This window comes from Ruegeria sp. YTSB088, assembly GCF_059609825.1.
Genome location: NZ_JBXWMM010000023.1, coordinates 1 through 25,033 on the forward strand (window position 1 = coordinate 1; position 25,033 = coordinate 25,033).

The window sequence follows — 25,033 nt, forward strand, 5'->3', positions numbered from 1 at the left end:
CGTCTCCACCGTCTCTCCGATGCGTCCGACCGTCTCTCCAGCCCGTCAGCACCGCCTCAGCAGCGCCGGTGAAGGGGTATTTACGGATTAGGTCTGGGACCTGCAACCCCCATTTTGAAAAAACTCCACATTTTTCGTCGATTTCTTATGTTAGTTAATGAAAACAACAATTTACTTTAACAAATCAATCTCTTCAGCTCACGTTCGTTGTGCAGATTTCCCGAGAAGAACCAGAAACATTCGCTTCTGAGATGGAATCGAGAGTCCAGGCAGAAGAGAGCGGCTTGTAAAACACCCTTGGGTCCTTCGATCGACGCAAACCTGACTATCAAGAATATCGTTCAGAGTACGCAAGAAACTGACTTGGGGTCACAATTGTTTTTTCGAGCGATTAACGCACTCTCACAACAGAGATGGTAACGCTGCCCGAACGCTCATAAGAGCTACGGTGTCGCGAGAGGTGCGAAAGATAGCATGGAATTCGATTATATCATCGTAGGCGGAGGTTCGGCCGGTTCGGTTCTGGCCAATCGCATGAGCGAAGATCCATCCACAAGTGTCTGCCTGCTTGAAGCTGGTGGCGGTGGGAACAGCCTTTTCGTCAGAATGCCTGCCGCCGTTGTTGCCGCACTACGGGGGCGCCCCAGGATCAACAACTGGGCTTTTGCAACGGTCCCGCAACCCGGGTTGAAGGGGCGCAAGGGCTATCAACCACGCGGCAAGGCACTGGGCGGCTCAAGCGCAATCAACGCCATGCTGTATGTACGCGGTCAGCGGCAGGACTACGATGGCTGGGCCGATTTGGGCTGCGACGGCTGGGACTGGGACAGCGTATTGCCATATTTCAAACGGGCCGAGAACAATGAACTTGGCGCTAACAGCGTGCATGGCGACAGGGGGCCGTTGCATGTTTCTCTGCAAAAAGAACCTCGTCCAATCACCCTTGCGTTCATTCAAGCCGCTCAGCAACTCCAACACCGCTATACTGAAGACTTCAACCGAGGCGACAACGAAGGCGTCGGCCTGTACCAGGTTACACAGTTTCACGACCCGGCAAAGAATGGTGAGCGTTGTTCTGCGGCTGCTGGTTATCTTTTTCCAGCTTCTGACCGCCCGAACCTGACGGTCATCACGCATGCACATGCCAGTAGGCTGAGCTTTGAGGGCAAGCGCGCGTCGGGCGTTGTATACCGGGCGAGAGGCAAGGGCGCAGACATCGCCATTCGGGCGAAGCGCGAAGTCCTGCTGTGCGCAGGCGCTTTGAAATCGCCGCAACTGCTTCAGGTTTCGGGTGTTGGTGCAATGAGCGATCTTGAACCGCACGGAATCACTGTTCGCCACGAGTTGCCCGGCGTGGGAAAGAACTTGCAGGATCACCTGGATTTCACGTTGATCTTCAAAACCAGAGATACAGACAATTTTGGGATTGGCCCGGCAGGGGCAGCGCGAATGCTGAAGCATGTTCATCGGTGGGGCAAGACGGGCGTCTCGATGGCGGCTACCCCCTTTGCCGAAGGCGCGGCGTTTTTGAAAACCTCCCCTGACCTGGAGCGTCCCGACATCCAGCTGCATTTCACTATCGCAATGGTCGATGATCATGCCCGCAAACTGCACTACGGGTACGGATATAGCTGTCATGTCTGCAAACTGCGCCCGGACAGCCGGGGGACAGTCAGTTTGAAAAGCTCCGACCCAATGGAAGTACCCTCTATTGATCCGGGGTTTCTTTCAGATGCACGCGATCTGGATACAATGATCAAGGGCGCGCGAATGACACGGGACATCCTGCAGGCTCCTGCATTAGACAACTATCGGCACAAAGAGTTGTTCGGTACGGATACTGCCAAAACCGACGCTGATTGGGCGGAGCATATCCGCGCCCGCGCCGACACGATCTATCACCCTGTAGGCACCTGCAAAATGGGCGTGGACGAAATGGCGGTCGTCGACCCCCAGCTTTGTGTGAGGGGGCTTGAAGGTCTGCGAGTCGTTGATGCCTCGGTGATGCCGACCTTAGTGTCGGGTAATACAAATGCACCCACAATCATGATCGCGGAAAAGGCCGCAGACATGATCAAGGCGGCTGCCTTGTAAATGCACTATTGGCCCTTCATCAGGGCCTCAAGCCCAACCCGGTAATTGGGATAGATCAGATCAATACCAAGCTCATCCTTAATCCGGTCGTTTCGAACCCGCTTGTTTTCGTTGTAGAAACTGCGCGCCATCGGCGTCAGATCGGCGTCGTCGAACCGGACTGCAGGAGGCAGGGGCAAACCCTGTAACTCGGCAGCGTATCCTATGACATCCTGCGGCGGGACAGGTTCGTCGTCACATACATTATAGATCCGTCCCGGATTCGGCTTCATCATCGAGGCTTTCAAGATCTGCGCGATGTCTTCCACATGAATGCGCGAAAACACCTGCCCCGGTTTGATAATGCGCCGCAATCCACCACGCCTGAGCTTGGAAAACGGCCCGCGCCCCGGTCCATAGATACCTGCCAAACGGAAGATATGAACAGGCAGCCCCGGAATTGCCGACCATTGCTCCTCGGCCAGCATACGCCATCTGCCGCGCCGGGCGGTCGGTGCAGGCGGCGTGTCTTCGTCAACCCACCCACCCTGATGGTCGCCATAGACGGCCGTTGTCGACAAATAGCCCACCCATTTGAATTGACGGGCCCGCTTGGCGATTTCATCGCCCAGCGCCGCCAACACCGGATCGCCTTCTTCATTTGGCGCAGTCGAGATCAGCAAATGGCTCACCCCATCGAGGTTCGGCGCCTCACCCGGCCAGATCAGCGGTTCGGCGCCAAAGGCCCTAATTGCAGCCATCCCTTCACGGTCTCGCGTTGAGCCAACAGTTTTCCAGCCCTTCGGGGCAAGGATTCGGGACAGGGCCTGAGCAGAATAGCCATGGCCAAATGAAAAGAGCGTCTTGGTCATGCACCTTTGATGATCTGCGCCGTGCCGGGATGCAAGCGCCGCATGGACGCACTTGAATCGAATCTTCGATTGCGCCTTTCTGTTGGTCATGAGCAAGAAAACACCTGACCTGCATTCGGCCTACGCGCTGAGTTCTCCGGGCGAGAACAAACAGCTCTATGCGGAGTGGGCGGGAGATTATGATGACAGTTTCGCCGCGCGCGAAGACTATCAGCTTCACACCCACACGGCGCGGGCGTTTGTCGGCGCGGGTGGTCAGGGGCCCGTTCTGGATGTCGGAGCGGGAACCGGCCTGTGTGGCGCGGTGTTGTCGGCGCTTGGCGTCGGACCCATTGATGCAACCGATATCAGTGCAGAAATGCTGGATCAGGCGATGCGCAAGGACATTTACCGGGACGCGATCGAGGCTGATCTGACACAGGGCATCCCTGTTCCGCGTCACAGCTATTCCGGCATAGTTTCATCCGGCACGTTCACACATGGTCATTTGGGCCCCGAGGTGCTGCCCGCGCTGTTAAGCGTGGCTCGCCACGGGGCGCAGTTTGCCCTTTCTATCAATGCGCGCCATTTCAAGGAACTGGGTTTTGCTGAAGCGTTCCGCAAACTGGAACAGGATCAGATTCGCAACCTGACCCTGCCCGAAATCCGTATATACGGAGATCTCGCAGCTGGCCCCAACAAGGATGACACCGCCCTGATCGCTTTGTTTGAACGGGTTTGAGTCCGATTATCCGGACGCAACCAAGCCACCCGCTTCAACCATGTGCATCGCATTCGCCTCAGGTCGCGTAGTCCGAACTTTCGGAATCAAGGATTGCTTTGATCTCACGCAGATGCGCCTCGGCCTGATCGGGATAGTCATCCAACTCTTGCGCTGTTTTTTCGGCAATCTCATCCGACAAGACGCGCAGGGGCAGTCCGGTTTGCAAAGCACGAATGTAAGTTTCGGCCGCGCGCTCAAAGTAGTACAGCCTGTTGAAGGCATCGGCAGGGTCGCTGCCGATGATCAGAACACCGTGATTGCCCATGATCATTACTTTTTTCCTGGGATCAGACAGCATCCCGGCACAACGCTCGCCCTCGCTTTCAAAGGCCAGACCTCCGAATTCTTCATCTACCACGTAACGGTCGTAAAAGGTTGCCGTGTTCTGATCGATTGGCGGCAATGAACTGTCGGCCAAAGAGGCCAGAACAGTCGCAAAGATCGAATGCACATGCATGACGCAACGCGCATGAGGGCAGTGGCGGTGGATTGAGCCATGCAGCCCCCAGGCCGTCGGGTCCGGGGCACCGGGTTGTTCCATCACATGCGGGTCTTTGGCATCCAGCAACAATAGATCCGAGGCACGAATGCGCGCAAAGTGCACCTGATTGGGGTTCATCAGAAACCGCGTGCCGTCATCATTCACCGCCAGGCTGAAATGGTTGGCAACCGCCTCATGCATGTTTAGCCGGGCCGTCCAGCGGAAGGTGGCGGCCATATCCACGCGCTCGGACCAATGGTCGATATTGGGACGAAGACTGGTGAGGCTCATGCTTGGCTCCTTTCGCGGCTGGTCGTGGCCAAATCTGCATGGGGTCCGGCGGTTTGACCAACGAAAAAAACACGACTATCCCATTAGCTGAACTTATGCCGAGGTTATGTAGATGCAGAACTCGCTTCCTCCGCTGGGCTGGTTGCGCACTTTCGAGGCCGCCGCACGCCATCTCTCGTTTACTGGCGCGGCGCGAGACCTGAACATGACGCAAAGCGCCGTCAGCCAGCAGATCAAGTCTCTGGAAGGGCATCTGGGGCAGCCACTGTTTCTGCGTCGACCCAAAGCATTGGAACTGACCGAGGCCGGAATCACATATCTGCCAGTTGTGCGAGAGGCCTTCCGGACGCTTATGCGCGGAACCCGGGCGGTTACTGGTGCGCAGCCAAACGCGGTGCAGGTGCAATGCAACATCAGCTTTGCCGTCAATTGGCTGGCCCCGCGCCTGCCGGCATTTCGGACAGAACATCCGGATGTTCAACTGAATATCTTCACCGAGCTTTGGGAGTCGCGCGAAATGGCCGAAGGCGCAGCGGTCGAGATTCGGTTCTCGCTTCGACCGTCGGATACAGTCCGAACCGAAATTCTGCGCACCGAACACTACTATCCGGTCTGCGCTCCCGGATATCAGGTGTGTCTGGAAAATCTTAAGGAACAGCCACTTTTCGACTGCTCCAACCTGCTGTCCAACTGGCCAAGTTGGGCGGAAGATCAGGGCCTAAATTGGGAAAATCCGCCAATAACCTACGCGACCACCTATCTGGTTTGCCTGTCAGCAGTCGTGGCTGGCGGCGGTCTGTGCCTGGCTCATGATACTATCGCGTGTCATCTGATCGAGCGCGGTCAACTGGTTGCGCCGTTTGAGCACCGCGTTCAAATGCCGGAGTCCTACTATCTGCTGTTATCCCCTCAGGCCGAGGATACACCCGGAGCCGTAGCCTTTGCTGATTGGGTACGGCGAGAAATCGGGGCTGCGGCATAAAGGGAATTACTCCCGCCCAACGGCAATGCCCCTCCGGGGCATCTTCGTAGGTTGGGCCGAGCATCGCTGACGCGCGGCGGGCGCGCCCGGACCAGAAGGCATACCCAATACACATGAGGAATCCATAACAACGAAGAACCGGGGTTGCACCCGCTGGCGCATTCGTGAAAGTTGAGCCATGGAATACATACCCTTCCCAAGCTGGCCCGAAGTCGCCCCTAAATTGATCGCAGTTGCAGCCGGACGTGAGGCGGCAGACACGGTTATTCAGGGCGGAATCTGGGCGAACGTACACAGCCGCGAATTGCTGCCGGATCATTCTGTGGCGATTGCCGCCGGGCGAATTGCCTTTGTCGGACCGGATGCCTCGCATTGCGTCGGTCCGGAAACAGAAATCATCGACGCGCAAGGGCGTTACATTTTGCCCGGCTTGTGTGACGCACATATGCATATCGAATCCGGCATGCTGACTCCGGCCGAATTTGCACGTGCGGTCGTCCCCCATGGCACGACCAGCATGTTCACCGACCCGCATGAGATCGCCAACGTGCTGGGTCTAGACGGCGTGCGCATGATGCATGACGAAGCGATGATTCAACCGGTCAATATCTTCACTCAGATGCCGTCCTGCGCACCATCCGCACCCGGGTTGGAAACGACAGGCTATGAAATCACGCCCGAAGACGTGACCGAGGCGATGAACTGGCCCGGTATCATCGGGCTGGGTGAGATGATGAATTTCCCAGGTGTGATCCATGGTGATCCCAAGATGCTGGCCGAAATAGCCGCCACTCAACGGGCCGGGAAAACCGTCGGAGGGCACTATGCTTCGCCTGATTTGGGGCCTGATTTTGCAGCTTACGTGGCGGGTGGCCCGGCAGATGATCACGAAGGCACATGCGAGGCCGACGCCATTGCCCGGGTTCGCCAGGGGATGCGCTCGATGATGCGTCTGGGCTCGGCCTGGTATGATGTGGAAAGCCAGATCACTGCCGTGACCGAAAAAGGGCTGGATCCGCGCAACTTCATTCTATGCACGGATGACTGTCATTCCGGCACATTGGTAAATGACGGGCATATGAACCGCGTCGTACGTCATGCCATTTCTTGTGGGTGCGACCCTCTGGTTGCGCTGCAGATGGCGACGATCAACACGGCAACTCATTTCGGGCTGGAGCGCGAAATCGGATCCGTCACTCCGGGGCGAAGAGCGGACATCATCCTCAGTTCAGATCTGACTGAGTTGCCGATTGAGATGGTGATGGCCCGCGGGCAGGTGGTAGCGGAAAACGGTGCCATCAAGGTGGATTGTCCACATCTGAACTGGCCCGAAAAAGCGCGCAACACCGTTCATCTGGGGCATGAACTGACGTCGGCCGATTTTGAGATCAAGGCACCGGAAGGAGCCAACAGAGTTCAGGCCAACGTCATCGGCGTGGTGGAAAACCAGGCGCCGACCAAGGCGCTGAAAGCAGAATTACCGATCATTGGCGGTCTGGTCGAAGGCGAAGGCGAGGTGTGTCAGATCGCTTTGGTTGAACGGCACCGGGCCACCGGGGGCGTCACCAACGCTTTCGTTTCGGGCTTTGGATATCAGGGAAAAATGGCCATGGCCTCGACCGTGGCGCATGACAGTCACCACATGATCGTCGTCGGTACGGACCGGGATCAGATGGCGCTGGCCGCAAACCGCCTGGCCGAAATGGGCGGTGGCATCACCTTGTACCGTGACGGGCGGGAACTGGCGCTGGTCGAACTGCCCATCGCTGGCCTGATGTCCGACAGTCCTGCTGCCGAAGTCGCGGCCAAGGCTGATAAGATGGTGCAAGCCATGCAGGACTGTGGCTGTCATCTGAACAACGCGTACATGCAGCACTCTCTGCTGGCGCTGGTCGTAATTCCGGAACTTCGAATCTCGGATCTCGGACTGGTTGACGTGCGCACATTTGAAAAAATAGATCTTCTGGAACCATTGGCATGACAACACTCCTGACCCCCGAAGCACCCGCGCCAGAGCAGTTTACTGATCCCGCCGCCGCCGTTGCACGGCTGGAAGAACTTTACATCCAGGCGACCGATTTCCTTTGCGACAGTTTCTCGGAAGCCATGGGAAATGGAGCGCCTGCCGCGCGATATAGAGCCTATTACCCGGAAATTCGCATCAAAACCTCGACCTATGCCCAAGTCGACAGCCGCCTGAGCTTTGGTCACGTGTCCGAACCCGGCGTTCACGCCACGACGGTGACGCGCCCGGATTTGTTCAGATCCTACCTGACCCAACAGATCGCACTGTTGATCAAGAACCATGGCCAGCCTGTGACAATTGCGGCGTCGGACACGCCGATTCCGGTGCATTTTGCCGTGGCAAACAATCCCGATCTGGTTGTACCTCATCAGGGGGCGGCTGACTTCACCCTGCGCGATGTGTTTGACGTTCCTGACCTGACAACCACCAATGATGACATCGTCAATGGTGTGCATGACCATGAAGACGCTGTTGGTCCCTTGTCTCTTTTTACTGCCCAACGCGTGGATTATTCGCTTGCGAGGCTGGCACACTATACCGCAACTGACGCAGGTCACTTTCAAAACCACGTGTTGTTCACGAACTACCAGTTCTATGTTTCGGAATTCGAGAACTACGCCCGCGAGCAATTGGCGGATCCTGCCAGCGGCTATACCAGCTTTGTTTCAACCGGCAATGCCGAGATCACGGACCCCAAGGCACCTATCGAACAACCGCTGAAACTGCCACAAATGCCAACCTACCACCTGAAGCGCGAAGATGGTTCGGGAATTACGTTGGTGAACATCGGTGTTGGCCCATCCAATGCAAAAACCGCCACCGACCATATTGCAGTTCTGCGCCCGCACGCGTGGCTGATGGTCGGTCACTGCGCCGGGTTGCGCAACACACAGGCATTGGGCGATTTCGTTCTGGCCCATGCTTATCTGCGCGAAGACAAGGTTCTGGACGACGATCTGCCGGTCTGGGTGCCGATCCCGCCTCTGGCCGAAGTGCAGGTGGCGCTGGAACACGCCGTGGCCGAGGTGACCAAACTGGAAGGTTACGAGCTGAAGCGGATCATGCGGACAGGCACAGTGGCCTCGGTCGACAACCGAAACTGGGAATTGCGCGATCAGTCCGGTCCGGTCCAGCGTCTGAGTCAATCCCGGGCAATCGCGCTGGATATGGAAAGTGCCACCATTGCAGCGAACGGCTATCGGTTCCGCGTTCCGTACGGCACTTTGCTGTGCGTTTCGGACAAACCCCTGCACGGAGAATTGAAGTTGCCGGGCATGGCGTCTTCCTTCTATACCACTCAAGTCAGCCGGCATCTGGCCATCGGCATCAAGGCGATGGAGCACTTGCGCGGCATGCCGTTGGAGCGCTTACACAGCCGGAAATTGCGCTCCTTCGACGAAACAGCCTTTCTCTGACGCAAAAAAGCAACGTTTTCCCCATATTTTTAGGGTTTTCAGCGCTACTATTCGTTGTGTTTAGCCACAATATCCCGTTACAGTTACGCGGTGAGGCCCTATAGATCGGGCACGTTAAGGAGACCAAGAAATGGCAAAGCCTATGACAAAGACTCAGCTGGTTGCTGCTCTCGCTGAGGAAATGGGAACCGACAAGAAATCTGCGAACTCCGCGCTGGAGGCCATCACCGGCCTGATCACCCGCGAAGTTTCGGCCGGTGGCGCAGTGACCCTGCCCGGCGTCGGAAAAATCTACTGTCGCGAACGCCCCGAGCGTCAGGTCCGCAACCCGGCCACTGGTGAGACCTTCACCAAGGAAGCCGACAAGGTTGTGAAAATGACCATCGCCAAAGCACTGAAAGACAGCGTGAACGGCTGATTTCAACTTTCGGGACAACGATAGAGAGCCGCCTTCGGGGGGCTCTTTTTCTTTTGCGTCAGTGTTTTGTGCGTGTCGGGTTTGAACCCGATTCCGACACCATGTTTCGGTTCAGAATGCGTCACTAACGTCACAAATCGCCTTCCATGCAGGCATCGGCCTGAACTTGGGAATGTGAACCGGCGAAATCTTGCCGTACCGTTGACGGGCCTCTTTCCATAACTTGCCTGATCGCCTTACAACTCCGTTAATCTTCGAACCGGCAATGAAACGTCTTGCAAACCATCGTATGTAGAAAGAAATCGACTTGGCCGCGCGTGTCCGGCGCTGCCCGATCCGCTATCGCGGTGGGCCTCTTTGCACTTGTCTCTGCCTGCGCGCAAAACACAACCGATGAGGATCTCAATCCTGAACGTCAGTTGATGGCTCTGCAAGAGGTCTCGAAGAAGCGGTCAAGAGGGCAGCGAGTGTGGTGCGTGCCCTACGCGCGAGACCTCAGCGGTATAGAAATTCGCGGCAATGCGAAGGACTGGTGGGGGAAAGCTCGAAAAACGTTTGAGCGAGGCAAGGAACCGGTTGTTGGAGCGGTAATGTCGTTTCGGGCAACCCGCGGGATGCCCTTGGGCCATGTGGCCGTCGTATCCGATATAGTCTCCGATCGCGAAGTCATTGTGAATCACGCCAACTGGCACCGCAACAAGGTGTCGTTGCAAATGGGCGTCAAGGATGTCTCGAAAAACAATGACTGGACAGTGGTCCGGGTTGAAAGTCAACCGGGCCGGTATGGCAGTTCCTACCCGGTAAATGGGTTCATCTATCCGACAGCTGGCAAGTAACCTTGTTGAATTTCATTTCGCGAACGAGTGGATCGCACCACGCGCGACACTCATTTCAATCGTGCAGCGAAGACAATGACCGTCCGCGTCGGGATACCGAGTGGTTGAAAAGTCCGCATATTGTACAGAACTGCGACATTGGACGATCAAAAAAAGGGCGCCAGAGGCGCCCTTTTTCGATTTGCTTCGATAGGTTGGTCAGTGAACCGTCTCAACCTTGTGGAAGTCCAGATCACGATCTTCAGGCATTGAATCGATACTCATCACCTCCTGGTGTTTAGTGATCAGGATATAAACGACGCAGGCCAGATACAGGCCAACCACGACGGCTCCGATCCATTGAATCTGCAGCCACTGGCTCTGGAACAGCAGGGTCAGGGCAAACAACAGCGCGACGTTGCCAGCCACATAGATCGCCTTGCCAAACCGTTCCACGGTCAGGTTCAGGTTGTCGGTGTACAGTCGGATCAGCGAGTCCAGCGAGTTGATCACGAACGTCACACCCACGATTACCATCGCAATGTTGGTGATGCCTGCGGTACTAATGCCGTTCAGATGGTAATAGTAGAGAACGGTGAACCAGATCCCCAGCGGTATGGACGGAAAGATCAGCAGCGCGGCAAGCAACTGCCACGTGGTCAGACCACCCACGAAGCGCGAAGTAAACTGGCCGATCATGATCGACCATGCAAACCACCAGAACAGGTAGAATGCGTGATAGTCGGTCAGCGGCAGGACAAATTTGTGCAGGTTGGCGAAATAGGCCCCGATATCGCTGCCGGTTTCCACGAACCCGGTCACGCCCATGCCTGCAGCTGCCCACATGCCCAGAATCAGTGCAAGGAACAGAAAAGTAGAACCGACCGACAGGATACGGACATACTTCAGATCGGTCGAAGAATAAGCCGCCGCCAGAATGACAACAAACACGATGATGTAGAAGGTATTAACGACGGATTCGCCGTCTCCGACCTCGGGCAAATAGCCGGGCAAGTAGATCAGGAAAAGGCTGGCTGTGAAAGCACAGGTGCCGATGATGACCGCGTTGTTGATCAGCTTGACCAGCGGGATCTCAAAGAACCTCACACGGGGTTCGATCACGCAGAAGTAGAAGGCCGTCAGAAAATAAAAGGCCCAGATCAGAAAGCCCCAGAATCCGAACTCGATCGCCAGCGGGTTTGCGAAGGCGTAAGCAGGGTCGTCGGCATATCCACCGAATTCGGTCAGTGGGAACATGATCAGGCCGACATCCAGACCGGATGTGAACAGGATCGCGATGAACGTGAACAGATGTACCGGTGTCACGCCAACGCAGCGCAGGTTCCACCATTTCACGACGAAGAAAGCGACCAGGCCCAATGCCAGCAGGACGCCGAAAGATAGAATGTACTCCAGAAGCACCGACAAACCTCCCTTGATATGTCAGGTCCTGCCGCCGATATCTTTAATTGGCCAGTCAATCAATATAAACATGTGCAAGACTTTTCTTGCATCACGCATGTGTCTTTTTTGACGCGCACTGCTTGCGACCGATCTCAAAATCAGGGACAGTCCGCGCGACGTGACAGGGGGTCTCCATGGATCTGCGCGCCATAGCCATGGGGCTGACATTTGCCCTGATCTGGTCATCTGCCTTTACCTCGGCGCGGATCATCGTGGCGGATGCCTCACCTCTGTTTTCGCTGGCACTGCGGTTTCTGATCTCCGGTGTTCTGGGGGTCATGATTGCCCGCGCGATGGGGCAAAGTTGGAACCTGACCCGAAATCAATGGCGTGCCACGATCCTGTTCGGAATCTGCCAAAATGCCCTGTATTTGGGCCTGAACTTCTACGCGATGCAAACGGTCGAGGCTTCGGTCGCGGCCATTATCGCTTCCACTATGCCCTTGTTGGTGGCACTGGCAGGTTGGCTGATGTTCGGGGACAAGCTGCGCCCGCTTGGTGTATTGGGTCTGTTCGCCGGTTTCGCCGGAGTCGCCCTTATCATGAGCAGCCGGATCAGCGCGGGCGTCGATATGTTCGGGGTCGCACTATGCGGTGCGGGGGCGCTTGCTTTGACTTTTGCCACGCTTGCGGTTCGCGGTGCGACGTCTGGCGGTAACTTCATGATGGTCGTCGGCTTGCAGATGCTGGTAGGCTCAGCCGCGCTGTTCCTGGCCGCTCCGATCTTTGAGACCATCTACATTCACCCGACACTTCCGCTGGCGCTGGCGTTCATCTACACAACCCTTTTCCCCGGATTGCTGGCCACATTGATCTGGTTCCTGCTACTGGATCGGATCGGAGCCATTCGGGCCGCCACTTTCCACTTTTTGAACCCTGTATTCGGAGTCACGATCGCAGCGATCCTGCTGGGCGAAAAGTTGGGCGGGATGGACGCGGTCGGCGTTGCCGTCACGACCCTTGGCATTCTTGCGGTTCAGATTTCACGACAGGGCGCTCAGGGCAGCAAGGCTTCGACCTGAGACAACAATTTGCGGGAATCGGGTTTAACGTTCGACCCATAGGTCGCAACCACTTCCCCTTCAGAATCGATCAGGATCTTGTTGAAATTCCATTTGGGCGTGAAACCGGTCCGGGCGGCAACGGCTTTGTAGAACGGATGGGCGTCTGCGCCTTTGACCGGAGTGATGTCCGTCATCGGCAGGGTCAGCCCATAGTTCATCTCACAAAACTGTTTAACCTCATTTGCCGATTCCAGCTCCTGATTGAATGAATCCGACGGCACCGCAAGAACGACCAGTCCTTTGCCGGAATAAGTCTCATGCACCTTTTGCAGAGCCGCGTATTGTCCCGTGAATCCACAATGCGACGCGGTGTTGACCACCAGCACAGGTTGGCCGCGCCAGTCTTCGATGGCCAATGTGCCTCCGTCGATCGAGTCGAACTCACCGGTCAGAGGCGCCGCCTGAACGGCGCGGCCCAGTAAGATCAGGGCAGTCAAAAGCAGCAATCTCATCATGTCTTGTCCTCCCTTTTAGATTGATACGCATGTCTTTGTTGTTCAGATCACTTGCACGACTGCGAGAGCGGTTTGAAATATCGCTTTGCTTTCCACTCCGCAGCCCCCAGATAATGGCGCAAACAATAATTCAGCCGGAGGATCCATGACTCGCTATACCAAAGACCCCACGGCCATTGCTGCGCTTTCGCCCGAAGAGTTTCACGTCACTCAACGCAGTGGTACAGAACGTCCGGGCACCGGGAAATACCTGAACAACAAAGAACCGGGTATCTATGTGGATATCGTATCAGGTGAACCGCTGTTTGCCTCGACCCATAAATACGAATCCGGCTGCGGTTGGCCCAGTTTCACCAAGCCGGTCGTCCACGAACACGTCGAAGAGTTCCGCGATACCACGCATGGCATGATCCGGACCGAGGTTCGTTCGAAACACGGCGACAGCCATCTGGGGCATGTCTTCCCGGATGGTCCGCGTGAACATGGCGGGCTACGTTACTGCATAAACTCCGCCTCGCTAAGGTTCATTCATCGGGACGAGATGGAAGCCGAAGGTTATGGCGAATACGTGAATCAAGTGGAGGATATCTGATGACCCAACAACGCGCTGTAATGGCCGGGGGCTGCTTCTGGGGTATGCAGGATCTGATCCGCAAACTGCCGGGCGTGTCGCGTACCCGTGTCGGTTACACTGGGGGCGACGTGCCCAACGCAACCTATCGCAACCATGGCACCCACGCCGAGGGGATCGAGATCTGGTTCGATCCGTCTCAGATCAGCTATCGCGACCTGCTGGAGTTCTTCTTCCAGATCCATGACCCGACTACGGTCAACCGTCAGGGCAACGATATCGGCATGAGCTATCGATCTGCGATCTACTACGTGGATGACACGCAGAAACAGGCGGCCTTGGACACTATCGCCGACGTGAATGCCAGCGGCTTGTGGCCCGGAAAAGTAGTGACCGAAGTCGAGCCTGTCGGAGACTTCTGGGAAGCCGAGCCAGAGCATCAGGATTATCTGGAGCGGATCCCGAACGGTTATACCTGCCACTTCCCACGACAAGATTGGGTTCTGCCCAAGCGCGCAAGCGCAGCAGAATAAAGCGCCACCTGCCCGGCCCCTCTGGATCTTTCAGGGGGGCTAGTCTGCGGCCACCCGCGGACGTCCGCTTGCCTCGACCGTGATCATGGCTTCGACAAAGACATCCTTTGCCTCGACCCGTGCAGTTTTGATGTCACGATCCACGATCACGCGAATGTCTTCTGCGCCGGCTTCTCGCACTGCGCCCTCCGCTTCGGACATCAAAACCTTTTCCAACAAGGCCAAAGCGTCCTCTGACGCAGTAAAATCCTGCGGACCATCCTGCAGATGCACGCGATACCGCCCTTCCGCCGGGGATGTGACCGTGCCCGAGCGGCGCAATGTCAGCCGCCCCACGACAGCACCAATCGCATTTGCCACGCCTGCATGTTCCGGCAGGATCATCTGGCAATGCAACCGCTCACCCACGGCAGGGTAGTAACTGGGGGCCGACGCCCCAAGGCCCACCACATCCACATTCAAAGCAGCGCTCAACGACAGCAACCCACGGTGTTGTGCCAACCCACGCTGTGTCAGAACATGACGCGCCAAATCATGCGGCAGCACACCAAATCCATCTTTTTCTTCATAAAAAGCAGTCTCTAACAAAGCCAGACTGGTCTGTTTGGTCAATTGATCGACAATCATCTGCGCAAGGGCCTCGGGCGAGTGTGCAAGCATATCCCCTGACCCAACCCGTTTACGTGCCATAAGCTGCAGTGCCTTACGGGCCGCCTCGACATCCCAGGCGCTGACCCGCCCCAGCAAGTGGCTGGCATCCGACGGTGTCACGCCCGAGACCTGAACGATCCCGCGATCCACCAGCCGCGTCAGCGCTCCGTTCTCCATCCGGGACCGAAGTAGCGCACTTAAGGGCAGAACCTGATCGCCCAGCCTCTCCAACAAGATCTCTTCCCGTGCACCGACTCCGTCGGTGTCGATGCCGGTCACGCGGCGGGCAAAGCGTGTATCATGCTCGCCTACAGTCGTGGCCCGTAATTGTTCATCCAGCACGGAATTCACAACGTCTGGTGCTTCTGATGCGATCAGTGATACGGGCAACACCCGACGCGGGCCGAGGAACACACCGCCCCGTAGCCCTTCGGCCACAACATGCACCTGGCTGTCACCGCCCAGACCTTGGGTACGCATCGCCACGGCTTCAACCATGGTGCGAAACCCACCCACCTGCGCCCCGGCCGGATCAATCGCGGGCTTTCCATCCCGGATAAGTGCAACATCGGTCGTGGTTCCCCCGATATCCGAGACCAGCGCATTGTCCGCTGCGGTAAGCCATCGCGCCCCGACAATAGAAGCCGCCGGACCGCTGAGGATTGTCTCTATCGGCCGTTCCCGCGCCTGTTCCGCGCTCATTAATGCACCATCGCCGCGCACCACCATCATCGGCGCAGAAATCCCCAAAGCACGCAGCTGATCCTGTGCACGCCCGATCAGGCGGTCGATCATCCCGATCAGCCGCGCATTCAGAACAGCCGTCACGGCGCGTTTCGGACCATTGAGCTTGGCGGACAAATGATGCGAACAGGTCACCGGCGCCCCGGTTCTTTCCGAGATTATGAGCGCCGCTTCCAACTCATGCGCCGGGTTGCGGGTGGCGAACTGAGCAGCAACCGCAAAGCCGGAAACCCCCTTATGAGAGTCTAAAAAGGCCTCAAGCGCAGCGATATCCAAGGCCGCAGCCTGCCCCCCGGAATGGGTATGCCCACCCGCAATCACCAGGACCGGATCACCCTTCAGCGCCTCTTTCAGCCCGTGTTTTTCAAGATCGCTGTCCTTGAACCCGATATAGATCAACGCGACACGACCGCCCTGCCCCTCGACCAGAGCATTCGTGGCCAGCGTCGTCGATAATGACGCCATCGAGATCTGATCCGGCGTGACCTGCGCCTCTGCCAGTACAGACGAGATCGCCCTGCCCACACCAATCGCCAGATCCGCCCGGGTGGTCAGCGACTTGGCCGAGGCAATGACCTCTTTCTCATCTCTGATCAACACCGCGTCGGTATAGGTCCCGCCCGTATCTACCCCCAAAGACAACGTCATCGGGTTCTCCTCACTGTTCGCTGGGGATGGGTGTAGCGGTTATGCACGACACGTCCAGCCTGTTTGCGGCAATTATGACAGTTGTTCCACCGCCCAGCGCGCCGCGTCGGCCACCGTCTCGTCGGGGTCTTCGACCAGATTCTGGGCCACTGTTTTCAATTTCGGCTGTCCCGAGTTTCCAATGGCATACAGAACGTTGCGCACGAACCGGTCCCGCCCGATGCGCTTGATCGGTGAGCCAGAAAACTGCGCACGGAAGGCTGCGTCGTCAAGCGCCGCCAGTTCTTGCAAGCCGGGCGCTTTCAGATCGTCCCGGGCGGCATAGCGCATATCGCTCGCGGCGACGGCAAATTTGTTCCAGGGACAGGCGGCCAAGCAATCGTCGCAGCCGTAAATCCGATTGCCCAACTTATTGCGCAACTCTTGGTCCACCGGACCTTTGTGTTCAATTGTCAGGTATGAAATGCACCGCCGTGCATCCAACTGATACGGCGCCGGAAACGCATCGGTCGGGCAACTGTCCAGACAGGCGCGGCACGACCCGCAGTGGTCTAACTCTGATTTATCCGCCGGCAGGTCCAGTGTGGAGAAAACAGACCCTATAAAAGCCCAATTCCCCCATTCGCGGCTTACAAGATTGGTATGTTTGCCCTGCCACCCCAATCCGGCTGCGTGCCCCAAAGCTTTCTCGGGAACCGGTGCGGTATCGACAAACACTTTTACTTCCCCCCCGGCTTCGGCAATCAGCCATCGCGCCAACCGTTTCAGCCGCTTCTTGACCAGATCATGATAGTCCTTGTTCTGCGCATAGACCGAAATTGCACCGCGATCCGGGTGATTCAGGATCTCTGTCGGGTCATGTTCCGGCGTATAGCTTTCGGCCAACATGACGACTGACTGCGCCTCGGGCCAAAGGGCGGCAGGATCGCCACGCCATTGTGTGCGCGCGGCCATCCATCCCATTTGCCCGTGGTAACCGGCATCCAAATATGCCCGCAAGCGTTTCGGCACCAGTGGAACATCCCATGGCCGGCACACACGACAGGCAACAAACCCCTCTGCCAAGGCTTGTTGCACCAGCTTTTCCTTAAGATCCGATCCGCTCTTCATCTGGCCAAAAAAATCCTCGGGGGGAATCGCGCCCACAGCGCGATGGGGGCAGACAGCCCCCCTTGCGTACCCTATCAGAAATCCAGATCAGCGTAATGGGGCGGCGGTCGGAAACCAGGCACCTGATCCGCCAGAATTGACCGAAACGCAGGACGAGACTTGATCTTTGCGTACCAGTCCTTGACCACCTGGCTGCGATGCCAGTCCACGTCCGAGATGTAGTCCAGCGAAGACAGATGCGCCGCGGCCGCGAAATCAGCCAGTGTCATCTGATCCCCCGCAAGCCAGCGGCGATGATCCAGCAGCCATGCCATGTAATCCAGATGGTATTTGATCGCCCTGGCGCCCTGTTTGATATGCTTGCTGTCCGGATACCCCTGTCCCGTCACCTTTTTGTTCACCCGCTCATACAACAGTTTCGATGTCACCTCGTGGTGAAACTTGTCGTCGAACCACCCGACAAGGCGCCGCACTTCAAATCTGGCTTCGGGGTTTTTCGGCATCAAAGCTGGCTCAGGGCGGGTTTCTTCGATGTATTCGCAGATCGCCGCGCTTTCCGACATGATGTGCCCGTCCAGACGCAACACGGGTACTTTTCCCGCCGGATTGCGGCGCAGGAAATCAGGATCCTGCTCCCAGTATCGCTCTTCTACCAGCTCAACCTCGATCTTCTTCTCCGCCAGCGACAGACGGACCTTGCGACAATACGGAGAGAGGGGAACGTGAAACAGACGCGCCATGGACTTCCAATCGAACCAGTGAATACCCGACAGATTTACCCTTGGCAGATAGCGGGTTTCAATCCTCGAAACAATCTGCGCGACCATCTGCGCGGATGGTGGCCGCCCCATCGAGAATTGAAGCCGCTCTTCTGCGGGTTCTGGCAGTTGGATCCGTGACAGACCTGTTGCGTGGTGACGGCAGGATTGCAGCAATCCGTGCCGCCTGAACCGAGGTCAGCTTTGACGCGCTGGTGTTGAAATAGCGTTGCGCAGCAGCTTCGACCCCAAACACGCCGTTCCCGGTTTCGGCCACATTCAGATACACTTCAAGAATACGCTGCTTGCTCCAGAATATTTCAACCACCGGCGTGATCGAGGTTTCCAAAGCCTTGCGCACCCAACTGCGGCCCTGCCAGAGGAACACATTCTTCACAACCTGTTGCGTGATGGTCGACGCACCGCGACTTCCGCCATCCTCAAGTGCATCGCGAATGGCTTCAACGTCAAAGCCCCAATGCAGACAGAAATTTGCGTCCTCAGCCGCCACAACTGATCTTGCCATGATCGGAGCCATGTCCTCGATCGGCACCCATTCGCGTTCAACCTTTCCCAGCCGGCGCCATGCCGACCAGATGGTATGCGTCACGGGCGGGTTCACGACCGAATAAATCAGGACCAGAGCAACCACGAGACACACAACTGCCATGGCCACGCGCACTACCCAGCGGCGAACCTGCCGCGCCACCGGTACTTTCGTTCTGGATGCCTTACTTTTTTTCCCGCCAGATTTGCGGGCTGCTTTCTTAGCCATGCCTCAGCTATACGACGCAGGGTTCCGGTTTGAAACGGCCTAAATCGCGAAAGCACGCGCCTCACGCGGATGAATGATCGGGCGAGCGGTTTTCAGCGACATCGGATCAAGACCTGCCAACTCGGGAAACAAGTGCAGCACCTCGCTTTGAGTCTCGCGATCCGAGGCTGACAGCGCGTGCCCGGGATAATAGCTTTCGCTCTTCGCTCCGTTGGCGATGACGATCTCATGCTGCTTGAACAAGAGGTGGAAGTATTCGACCTCACCGCCTTCAACGCGTGTCACCGTGTCATCGTTGACCAGTGTATGTGCCGGAACCAGCGCTTCGGAAAGACCGAACAAATAAGACGCCTGCCAGTCTTCGACCAGCATCCGATGCTGCGGTGAAACCAGCAAGGGGCGATCCAGACCGAAAACACCGGCTTCGAACCGGATTGGGGCCAGTTTGCCTTCGGCTGCGACGGTTGTAGACCCGACCCAGATCAATGGTTGAGGTCCGTGATCCACCGTAAGGACCAGATCACCAGCCTTCAAATCCTCAACTGCCCGCTTACCTTCCGGCGTGGCGATCATGGTCCCGGCCGTAAAACAAGGTGGACCCAGATTTCCGACATTCAGAGGACCTTGCGTGTTGACAAAAGTGGTCGAAACCAGCGTTCCAGGCTGAAGCACCTGATTGTCTGTAGGGGTGAAAACCCGCGATCCATCGGCCAGGTAAAAAGTGATTCCTGTATAGGTCACGTTCCCAACGCCTGACACGTTGATCGTAACAGTATCCCCCGGCCAGGAATTTGTTACGTCTTGTCCATTGACCGTATCGCCACTGGGCACGTCAATAAGATTGTCATCATTCGCATCTGTCAGGTTGAAACTGCTGACAGTGACAGCTGTTCCTCCTGGTGGCGGGCTTGCGGGATCAAAGGTGAAAAACTGATCGCGATATGTCGTTGGCATCCTGTCGCCCCTACTCTGTCACCATTTGAAACCGAAACAGGTCATGGCTATCACTACAAGGTGAAAAAAGCATGGCGAAATTCGGGAGAGCGGGCAAGAATCCTGTCGAAACCGCGCAGACAACCAAGGCCCCGCGTGGTGCAAATGGCACGCGAGGCCTGTTAGTGATGGGATTCCGGCTTACTCCGCCGGAACTGCCGCAGCTTCTTCGCTCAGCGGGTGGCTCAGCTTGTTCAGCATCTCTTTGGGGCAAACCTGCAGGAAGTTACCTTTTTCCACGTCCCAATGCTGTAGGATATCTGCGGCCTTTCGGCTGTTGGTCTCCTCGGCGTGGCGCATGATCATGGATTTCAATTGCTCCACCCAATGGTCGACGGCAACCGGACAGGTCACAAGCGTTTCCTTGTTCATCAACGCTTCGGCTTTGCATTCGGGATCATAAAGATAAGCCATGCCACCGGTCATGCCGGCACCGAAGTTGGCACCGATATCACCCAGGATCACGGCCACACCGCCGGTCATGTACTCACACCCGTTCGATCCGCACCCTTCGACCACGACTTTGGCGCCCGAGTTGCGCACAGCAAACCGCTCGCCCGCGCGGCCAGCTGCGAACAGATGGCCATCAGTTGCGCCGTACAGCACCGTGTTGCCGATGATCGTGTTTGCATCCGCCTTCAGCGGACTGACCTGCGGCGGGCGCACGACGATCGTACCGCCAGACAGACCCTTGCCAACATAATCGTTGGCATCTCCCGACACTTCCAGCTTCAGGCCCGGAGCCGCAAAGGCACCCAGAGACTGACCGGCCGAGCCCTGCAGTTTCACGTGCAGGTGGTCATCCTGGAACGTGTTCCGCATGCCAAAATTCTGCACAATGTGGCTGGAAACGCGGGTCCCAACGGTCCGGTGCGTGTTCTGCACCGCATAGGACAGCTGCATTTTCTCGCCGTCCTTCAGGAATCGGGCCGCATCGCGCACAATCTCGGCGTCCAGCGTATCAGGCACGGAATTCCGGTCCCTGTCACGATTGTACACGATATTATGGGCACCATCGACCGTGATCAGCAGAGGGTTGAGGTCCAGATCGTCCAAATGTGCCGAACCCCTGCTGACCTGCGCCAGCAGATCGGCCCGACCGATGATTTCATCCACGGAACGCGCGCCAAGGCTGGCCAGCAGCTCACGCACTTCCTGAGCGTAGAAGGTGATCAGGTTGACGACCTTGTCCGCATTGCCGGTGAACTTCGCGCGCAAGGATTCGTCTTGCGTGCAGACCCCAACCGGGCAGGTGTTCGACTGACACTGGCGCACCATGATGCAGCCCATGGCGATCAGGGCGGCGGTGCCGATACCGTATTCCTCGGCCCCCATCATCGCGGCCATGACGATGTCTCGACCGGTACGCAAACCGCCATCGGTCCGCAGGGTCACCCGGTCGCGCAGGTTGTTCATCGCCAGAACCTGATGCGCCTCGGTCAGGCCCATCTCCCACGGCAGACCGGCATATTTGATGCTGGTCGCGGGCGATGCCCCGGTGCCGCCATTGTGGCCCGAGATCAGGATGATGTCGGCCTTGGCCTTGGCCACGCCGGCGGCGATCGTGCCGACGCCTGACGACGCCACCAGCTTCACCGTCACCTTGGCGCGCGGGTTGATCTGCTTGAGGTCATAGATCAGCTGCGCCAGATCCTCGATCGAGTAAATGTCGTGATGCGGCGGCGGCGAAATCAGCGTCACGCCCTTGGTCGAATGCCGCAGACGCGCGATCAGGTCGGTGACTTTCATGCCGGGCAGCTGGCCGCCCTCGCCGGGTTTGGCGCCCTGAGCCACTTTGATTTCCAGCTCTTCGCATTGGTTGAGGTACTCGGCGGTCACGCCGAACCGACCCGAGGCCACCTGCTTGATCTTGGCCGATGGGTTGTCGCCATTGGGTTCGGGCACGAAATGTGCGGGATCTTCCCCACCTTCACCCGAGTCAGATTTTGCGCCGATCCGGTTCATCGCCACGTTCAGCGTCTTGTGTGCCTCGGGCGACAGCGCGCCCAGCGACATGCCCGGCGTGACGAACCGCTTGCGGATCGAGGTGATCGATTCGACTTCTTCAATCGGTACCGGCTTGCCCAACGGTTTGAAGTCCATCAGGTCGCGCAGATGGATCGGCGGGTTTGATTGCATCTTGGCCGAATACTGCTTCCACAGCTCATAGGACGCCTTGTTGCAGGCCATCTGCAGCATGTGCATCGAGGTCGCTTGCCAGGCGTGGGTCTCGCCCGTCGCGCGGGCCTTGTAAAACCCACCGATGGGCAGCACGTCCAAACCACTGTTCCAGCCTTTGGTATGGATTTCTTCGGCCTTGGCCTGAATGCCGGTGACGCCAATTCCGGAAATCCGGCTGGTCATGCCCGGGAAATACTCGGCCACCATGGCGCGGCTCAGGCCCACCGCCTCGAAGTTCAGGCCACCGCGATAAGACGAGATCACCGAAATTCCCATCTTGGCCATGATTTTCAGCAGGCCCTGGTCGATGGCCTCGCGAAAGCGCGCAACGTTTTCTGTCAGCGTGCCATCCAGCAGCCCGCGGTCAATGCGATCTGCCAGTGAATCCTCTGCCAGATAAGCGTTCACAACAGTCGCACCGCAACCGATGAGTACGGCGAAGTAATGCGGATCCACACATTCCGCCGACCGCACGTTCAATGAACAGAAAGTACGCAATCCCTGACGGGTCAGATGCGAGTGCACGGCGCTTGTTGCCAGGATCATCGGCATCGCGACCCGACCTTCGCCCGAGCGCATGTCGGTCAACACAAGATGCCCTCCACCAGACCGCACTGCTTCTTCCGCTTCGGCTCTAACACGGGCCAAAGCGTTGCTCAAAGCGCCTCGACCGGGTTCAAAACTACAATCAATCTCAGCCAGAGGAGCATCAAAGTTCTCGACCAACTTGTCCCATTGCGCGTTGCCGACAAAGGGGCTTTCCAAAACTACGATCTCAGTTTGGCTGCTGTCTTCATCCAGAACGTTCTTGAGGTTGGCAAACCGCGTTTTCAGCGACATCACACGGTATTCACGCAGGCTGTCGATCGGCGGGTTCGTGACCTGGCTGAAGTTTTGCCGGAAGAAATGGCTGAGCGGGCGGTATTGCTTGGACAAAACCGCCGATGGCGTGTCATCACCCATGGATGCCAGCGCCTCTTTGCCATCTTCAGCCATGGGCGCGAGAATCTGCTCCAGTTCCTCGACCGAATAGCCTGCCGCGATCTGACGCTTGCGCAGTTCTTCGCCCGAGAATATCGGCTTTTCGGTCACACCTGCCAACGCTTCGTCCAGATCGTTGATCTTGCCGACCCACTCGCCAAAGGGCAGTGCGCGAGCCAGCTTGTTCTTGATCTGGGTGTCACGGTAGAGCTTGCCCTTTTTCATGTCGACAGCCAGCATCTGACCGGGGCCAAGCGCGCCTTTTTCGGTCACTGTGGCCTCGTCAATCGGCACCATGCCTGCTTCCGAACCCGCAATGACCAGACCATCGCCAGTCACAACGTAACGCATCGGACGCAGACCGTTCCGGTCCAGACCGGCACAGACCCAGCGGCCATCGGTCATGGCCAGCGCCGCCGGGCCATCCCAGGGCTCCATCACCGAGTTGCAATAGGAATACATATCGCGCCACGCCTGCGGCAACTCAACCGCCTGCTTGGACCAGCTTTCCGGAACCAGCATGGTTTTCGCCATCGGGGCCGAGCGGCCCGCGCGCACCAGAACCTCAAAAACCGAGTCTAATGCAGCCGAATCCGACGATCCTCCGGCGATGATTGGCTTGATATCCTCGGCATAGTCGCCAAAGGTTCCACTGGCCATGCGGATTTCATGACTCTTCATCCAGTTGATGTTGCCCCTGAGCGTGTTGATCTCACCATTATGAGCCAACATGCGGAAAGGCTGGGCCAACCACCATTGCGGGAAGGTGTTGGTGGAGTAGCGCTGGTGATAGATGGCGAAGGCGGATTCAAAGCGTTCGTCCATCAGATCCGGATAAAAGACGGCAACCTGCTCGGCCAGCATCATGCCCTTGTAGATGATCGAACGGCAGGACAACGACGCCAGATACAGCCCGGAAATACCGGCGGCCGAGGCGGCCTTTTCAATGCGACGACGAATGACATAGAGTTCGCGCTCGAAGGTTTCTTCATCCACACCTTTGGAGTTCGAGATCAGGATCTGCTCGATTTCGGGCCGGGTGGCGTTGGCTTTTTCACCCAGACAGGTGACATCGACCGGCACATGACGCCAGCCGTAGATGTAATAGCCCATGCGCAGAACTTCGGTTTCCACGATGGTCCGGCACCGTTCCTGTGCGCCAAAGTCGGTGCGCGGCAGGAAAACCTGACCAACCGCGATCAGCTCATCCAACCTGGGCTCGTGGCCTGTGCGGCGAATCTGATCATAGAAGAAAGACACCGGGATCTGAACGTGAATACCTGCGCCATCACCGGTTTTACCGTCGGCATCCACTGCGCCGCGATGCCAGATCGCCTTTAGCGCGTCGATACCGGCGTCCACAACCTTGCGCGATGCTTTCCCATCCACGGACACAACAAGACCCACGCCACAGGAAGAATGCTCTTCTTCGTCGGAATAGAGACCATTTTCGGCCATCCATTTGCGCTTGGCTTCTTCGGCCCGCACCCAATCGGCATCATATTTGGTCATTGGCTGTCTCCTTCGTCAGAGGGGGCGTACATAGCTTCGACCTCGGCTTTGGTCATTTGCCGGCGTTCGCCTGCGAACGCGTAGCCCTCGGGCTTTTTGTCGATGTATAGTTCAAGTTTCAGCGGGTTGCCTGCGGCGTTATCAAACAGACCTGCCGCTATTTGCGTCTGGCCGTGCATCTCGCCCGGAAGAGTGATCCGATACCAAAGCGCCGAACCACAATCGGCGCAAAAGGCGCGTTCGGCCCAGTCGGACGAGGTAAAGGTTTTGACGGGTCCAAGCGCGGCGTAGCCTTCTTCGGCCTGAAACGTCACCAGCACGGAACTGGTCCAGCGGCGGCACTGGTCGCAATGGCACGCCCCAAGCGCATCCCGCGCCGGAGTTGCCGTCACCGTAACCGCGCCACACATGCATTGGCCTTGCAATTCAGGCATTTCAAACCCTCCTGATCGCTGGG

21 protein-coding genes are annotated in these 25,033 nt (G+C 57.4%); 10 read left to right on the forward strand and 11 right to left on the reverse strand.

Translation table 11 applies throughout. The features are described from left to right. The first annotated feature begins 474 nt into the window (after positions 1-474). Complete coding sequence (locus AC2FFA_RS21900; RefSeq protein WP_394390371.1) at positions 475-2,094, forward strand: GMC family oxidoreductase; 1,620 nt, start codon at positions 475-477, stop codon at positions 2,092-2,094. A 5-nt stretch (positions 2,095-2,099) separates the two neighbouring features. On the opposite strand, the gene AC2FFA_RS21905 is transcribed toward AC2FFA_RS21900, so the two are convergent. Next, positions 2,100-2,945: an SDR family oxidoreductase gene (locus AC2FFA_RS21905; RefSeq protein WP_394390369.1), complete on the reverse strand. Its 846-nt coding sequence runs from the start codon at positions 2,943-2,945 to the stop codon at positions 2,100-2,102. 88 nt (positions 2,946-3,033) lie between these two features. On the opposite strand from AC2FFA_RS21905, the gene AC2FFA_RS21910 reads away from it, so the two are divergent. Further along, entirely contained in the window at positions 3,034-3,666 is a 633-nt protein-coding gene (locus AC2FFA_RS21910) for a class I SAM-dependent DNA methyltransferase (RefSeq protein ID WP_496853239.1), read from the forward strand. A gap of 58 nt (positions 3,667-3,724) precedes the next feature. On the opposite strand, the gene AC2FFA_RS21915 is transcribed toward AC2FFA_RS21910, so the two are convergent. Continuing rightward, positions 3,725-4,480: a class II aldolase and adducin N-terminal domain-containing protein gene (locus tag AC2FFA_RS21915; protein WP_299901953.1), complete on the reverse strand. Its 756-nt coding sequence runs from the start codon at positions 4,478-4,480 to the stop codon at positions 3,725-3,727. Between the two features lie 112 nt (positions 4,481-4,592). Here AC2FFA_RS21915 and AC2FFA_RS21920 point away from each other — a divergent pair, with 112 nt between their 5' ends. The 5 genes from AC2FFA_RS21920 (at position 4,593) to AC2FFA_RS21940 (ending at position 10,157) form a co-directional block, all read left to right on the forward strand. Further along, entirely contained in the window at positions 4,593-5,462 is an 870-nt protein-coding gene (locus AC2FFA_RS21920) for a LysR family transcriptional regulator (RefSeq protein WP_496853240.1), read from the forward strand. A gap of 178 nt (positions 5,463-5,640) precedes the next feature. Continuing rightward, complete coding sequence (ade, locus tag AC2FFA_RS21925) at positions 5,641-7,443, forward strand: adenine deaminase (RefSeq protein WP_299901948.1); 1,803 nt, start codon at positions 5,641-5,643, stop codon at positions 7,441-7,443. Beyond that, positions 7,440-8,903: an AMP nucleosidase gene (locus AC2FFA_RS21930; protein WP_299901945.1), complete on the forward strand. Its 1,464-nt coding sequence runs from the start codon at positions 7,440-7,442 to the stop codon at positions 8,901-8,903. Before ade ends, AC2FFA_RS21930 begins: the two co-directional genes overlap by 4 nt. Positions 8,904-9,033: 130 nt before the next feature. Further along, on the forward strand, positions 9,034-9,321 hold the full coding sequence (locus tag AC2FFA_RS21935) for an HU family DNA-binding protein (protein ID WP_117871130.1): 288 nt from the start codon (positions 9,034-9,036) through the stop codon (positions 9,319-9,321). A gap of 341 nt (positions 9,322-9,662) precedes the next feature. Beyond that, positions 9,663-10,157 carry a CHAP domain-containing protein gene (locus AC2FFA_RS21940; RefSeq protein WP_496853254.1) on the forward strand — a complete coding sequence of 165 codons (495 nt, stop codon included), beginning with the start codon at positions 9,663-9,665 and terminating at the stop codon, positions 10,155-10,157. A gap of 198 nt (positions 10,158-10,355) precedes the next feature. Here the strand turns inward: AC2FFA_RS21940 and AC2FFA_RS21945 are convergent, their stop codons facing one another. Beyond that, a complete protein-coding gene (locus AC2FFA_RS21945) occupies positions 10,356-11,552 on the reverse strand; it encodes a BCCT family transporter (RefSeq protein WP_496853255.1) in 1,197 nt (398 codons plus the stop codon). A 182-nt stretch (positions 11,553-11,734) separates the two neighbouring features. Here AC2FFA_RS21945 and AC2FFA_RS21950 point away from each other — a divergent pair, with 182 nt between their 5' ends. Beyond that, entirely contained in the window at positions 11,735-12,622 is an 888-nt protein-coding gene (locus AC2FFA_RS21950) for a DMT family transporter (protein ID WP_117871132.1), read from the forward strand. Here the strand turns inward: AC2FFA_RS21950 and AC2FFA_RS21955 are convergent. Further along, complete coding sequence (locus AC2FFA_RS21955) at positions 12,598-13,119, reverse strand: glutathione peroxidase (RefSeq protein ID WP_496853241.1); 522 nt, start codon at positions 13,117-13,119, stop codon at positions 12,598-12,600. The two genes, AC2FFA_RS21950 and AC2FFA_RS21955, sit on opposite strands and share 25 nt — an antisense overlap. Positions 13,120-13,264: 145 nt before the next feature. Here AC2FFA_RS21955 and msrB point away from each other — a divergent pair, with 145 nt between their 5' ends. Both msrB and msrA read left to right on the forward strand, forming a co-directional pair. Beyond that, positions 13,265-13,711: a peptide-methionine (R)-S-oxide reductase MsrB gene (msrB, locus tag AC2FFA_RS21960; RefSeq protein ID WP_496853242.1), complete on the forward strand. Its 447-nt coding sequence runs from the start codon at positions 13,265-13,267 to the stop codon at positions 13,709-13,711. Then, positions 13,711-14,223, forward strand: coding sequence for a peptide-methionine (S)-S-oxide reductase MsrA (gene msrA, locus AC2FFA_RS21965; RefSeq protein WP_496853243.1), 513 nt, complete (start codon positions 13,711-13,713; stop codon positions 14,221-14,223). The genes msrB and msrA overlap by 1 nt, the downstream gene beginning before the upstream one ends. 39 nt (positions 14,224-14,262) lie before the next feature. Here msrA and AC2FFA_RS21970 read toward each other — a convergent pair whose 3' ends face one another. From AC2FFA_RS21970 to AC2FFA_RS22000, 7 genes are all read right to left on the reverse strand, one after another. Then, on the reverse strand, positions 14,263-16,266 hold the full coding sequence (locus AC2FFA_RS21970) for a hydantoinase/oxoprolinase family protein (RefSeq protein WP_496853244.1): 2,004 nt from the start codon (positions 16,264-16,266) through the stop codon (positions 14,263-14,265). A gap of 72 nt (positions 16,267-16,338) precedes the next feature. Next, on the reverse strand, positions 16,339-17,376 hold the full coding sequence (gene queG / locus AC2FFA_RS21975; RefSeq protein WP_496853245.1) for a tRNA epoxyqueuosine(34) reductase QueG: 1,038 nt from the start codon (positions 17,374-17,376) through the stop codon (positions 16,339-16,341). Between the two features lie 74 nt (positions 17,377-17,450). Further along, the gene (gene fzlA, locus AC2FFA_RS21980; protein WP_496853256.1) at positions 17,451-18,116 is read right to left on the reverse strand and encodes an FtsZ-binding protein FzlA; all 666 of its coding nucleotides are present in this window, start codon (positions 18,114-18,116) and stop codon (positions 17,451-17,453) included. A 58-nt stretch (positions 18,117-18,174) separates the two neighbouring features. Further along, the gene (mtgA, locus tag AC2FFA_RS21985; RefSeq protein WP_496853246.1) at positions 18,175-18,909 is read right to left on the reverse strand and encodes a monofunctional biosynthetic peptidoglycan transglycosylase; all 735 of its coding nucleotides are present in this window, start codon (positions 18,907-18,909) and stop codon (positions 18,175-18,177) included. A 39-nt stretch (positions 18,910-18,948) separates the two neighbouring features. Next, positions 18,949-19,863: a Hint domain-containing protein gene (locus tag AC2FFA_RS21990; RefSeq protein ID WP_299901922.1), complete on the reverse strand. Its 915-nt coding sequence runs from the start codon at positions 19,861-19,863 to the stop codon at positions 18,949-18,951. Positions 19,864-20,043: 180 nt separating this feature from the next. Continuing rightward, positions 20,044-24,576, reverse strand: coding sequence for a glutamate synthase large subunit (gene gltB, locus AC2FFA_RS21995; protein WP_496853247.1), 4,533 nt, complete (start codon positions 24,574-24,576; stop codon positions 20,044-20,046). Beyond that, the gene (locus tag AC2FFA_RS22000; RefSeq protein WP_496853248.1) at positions 24,573-25,010 is read right to left on the reverse strand and encodes a GFA family protein; all 438 of its coding nucleotides are present in this window, start codon (positions 25,008-25,010) and stop codon (positions 24,573-24,575) included. The genes gltB and AC2FFA_RS22000 overlap by 4 nt, the downstream gene beginning before the upstream one ends. Positions 25,011-25,033: the final 23 nt, after the last annotated feature.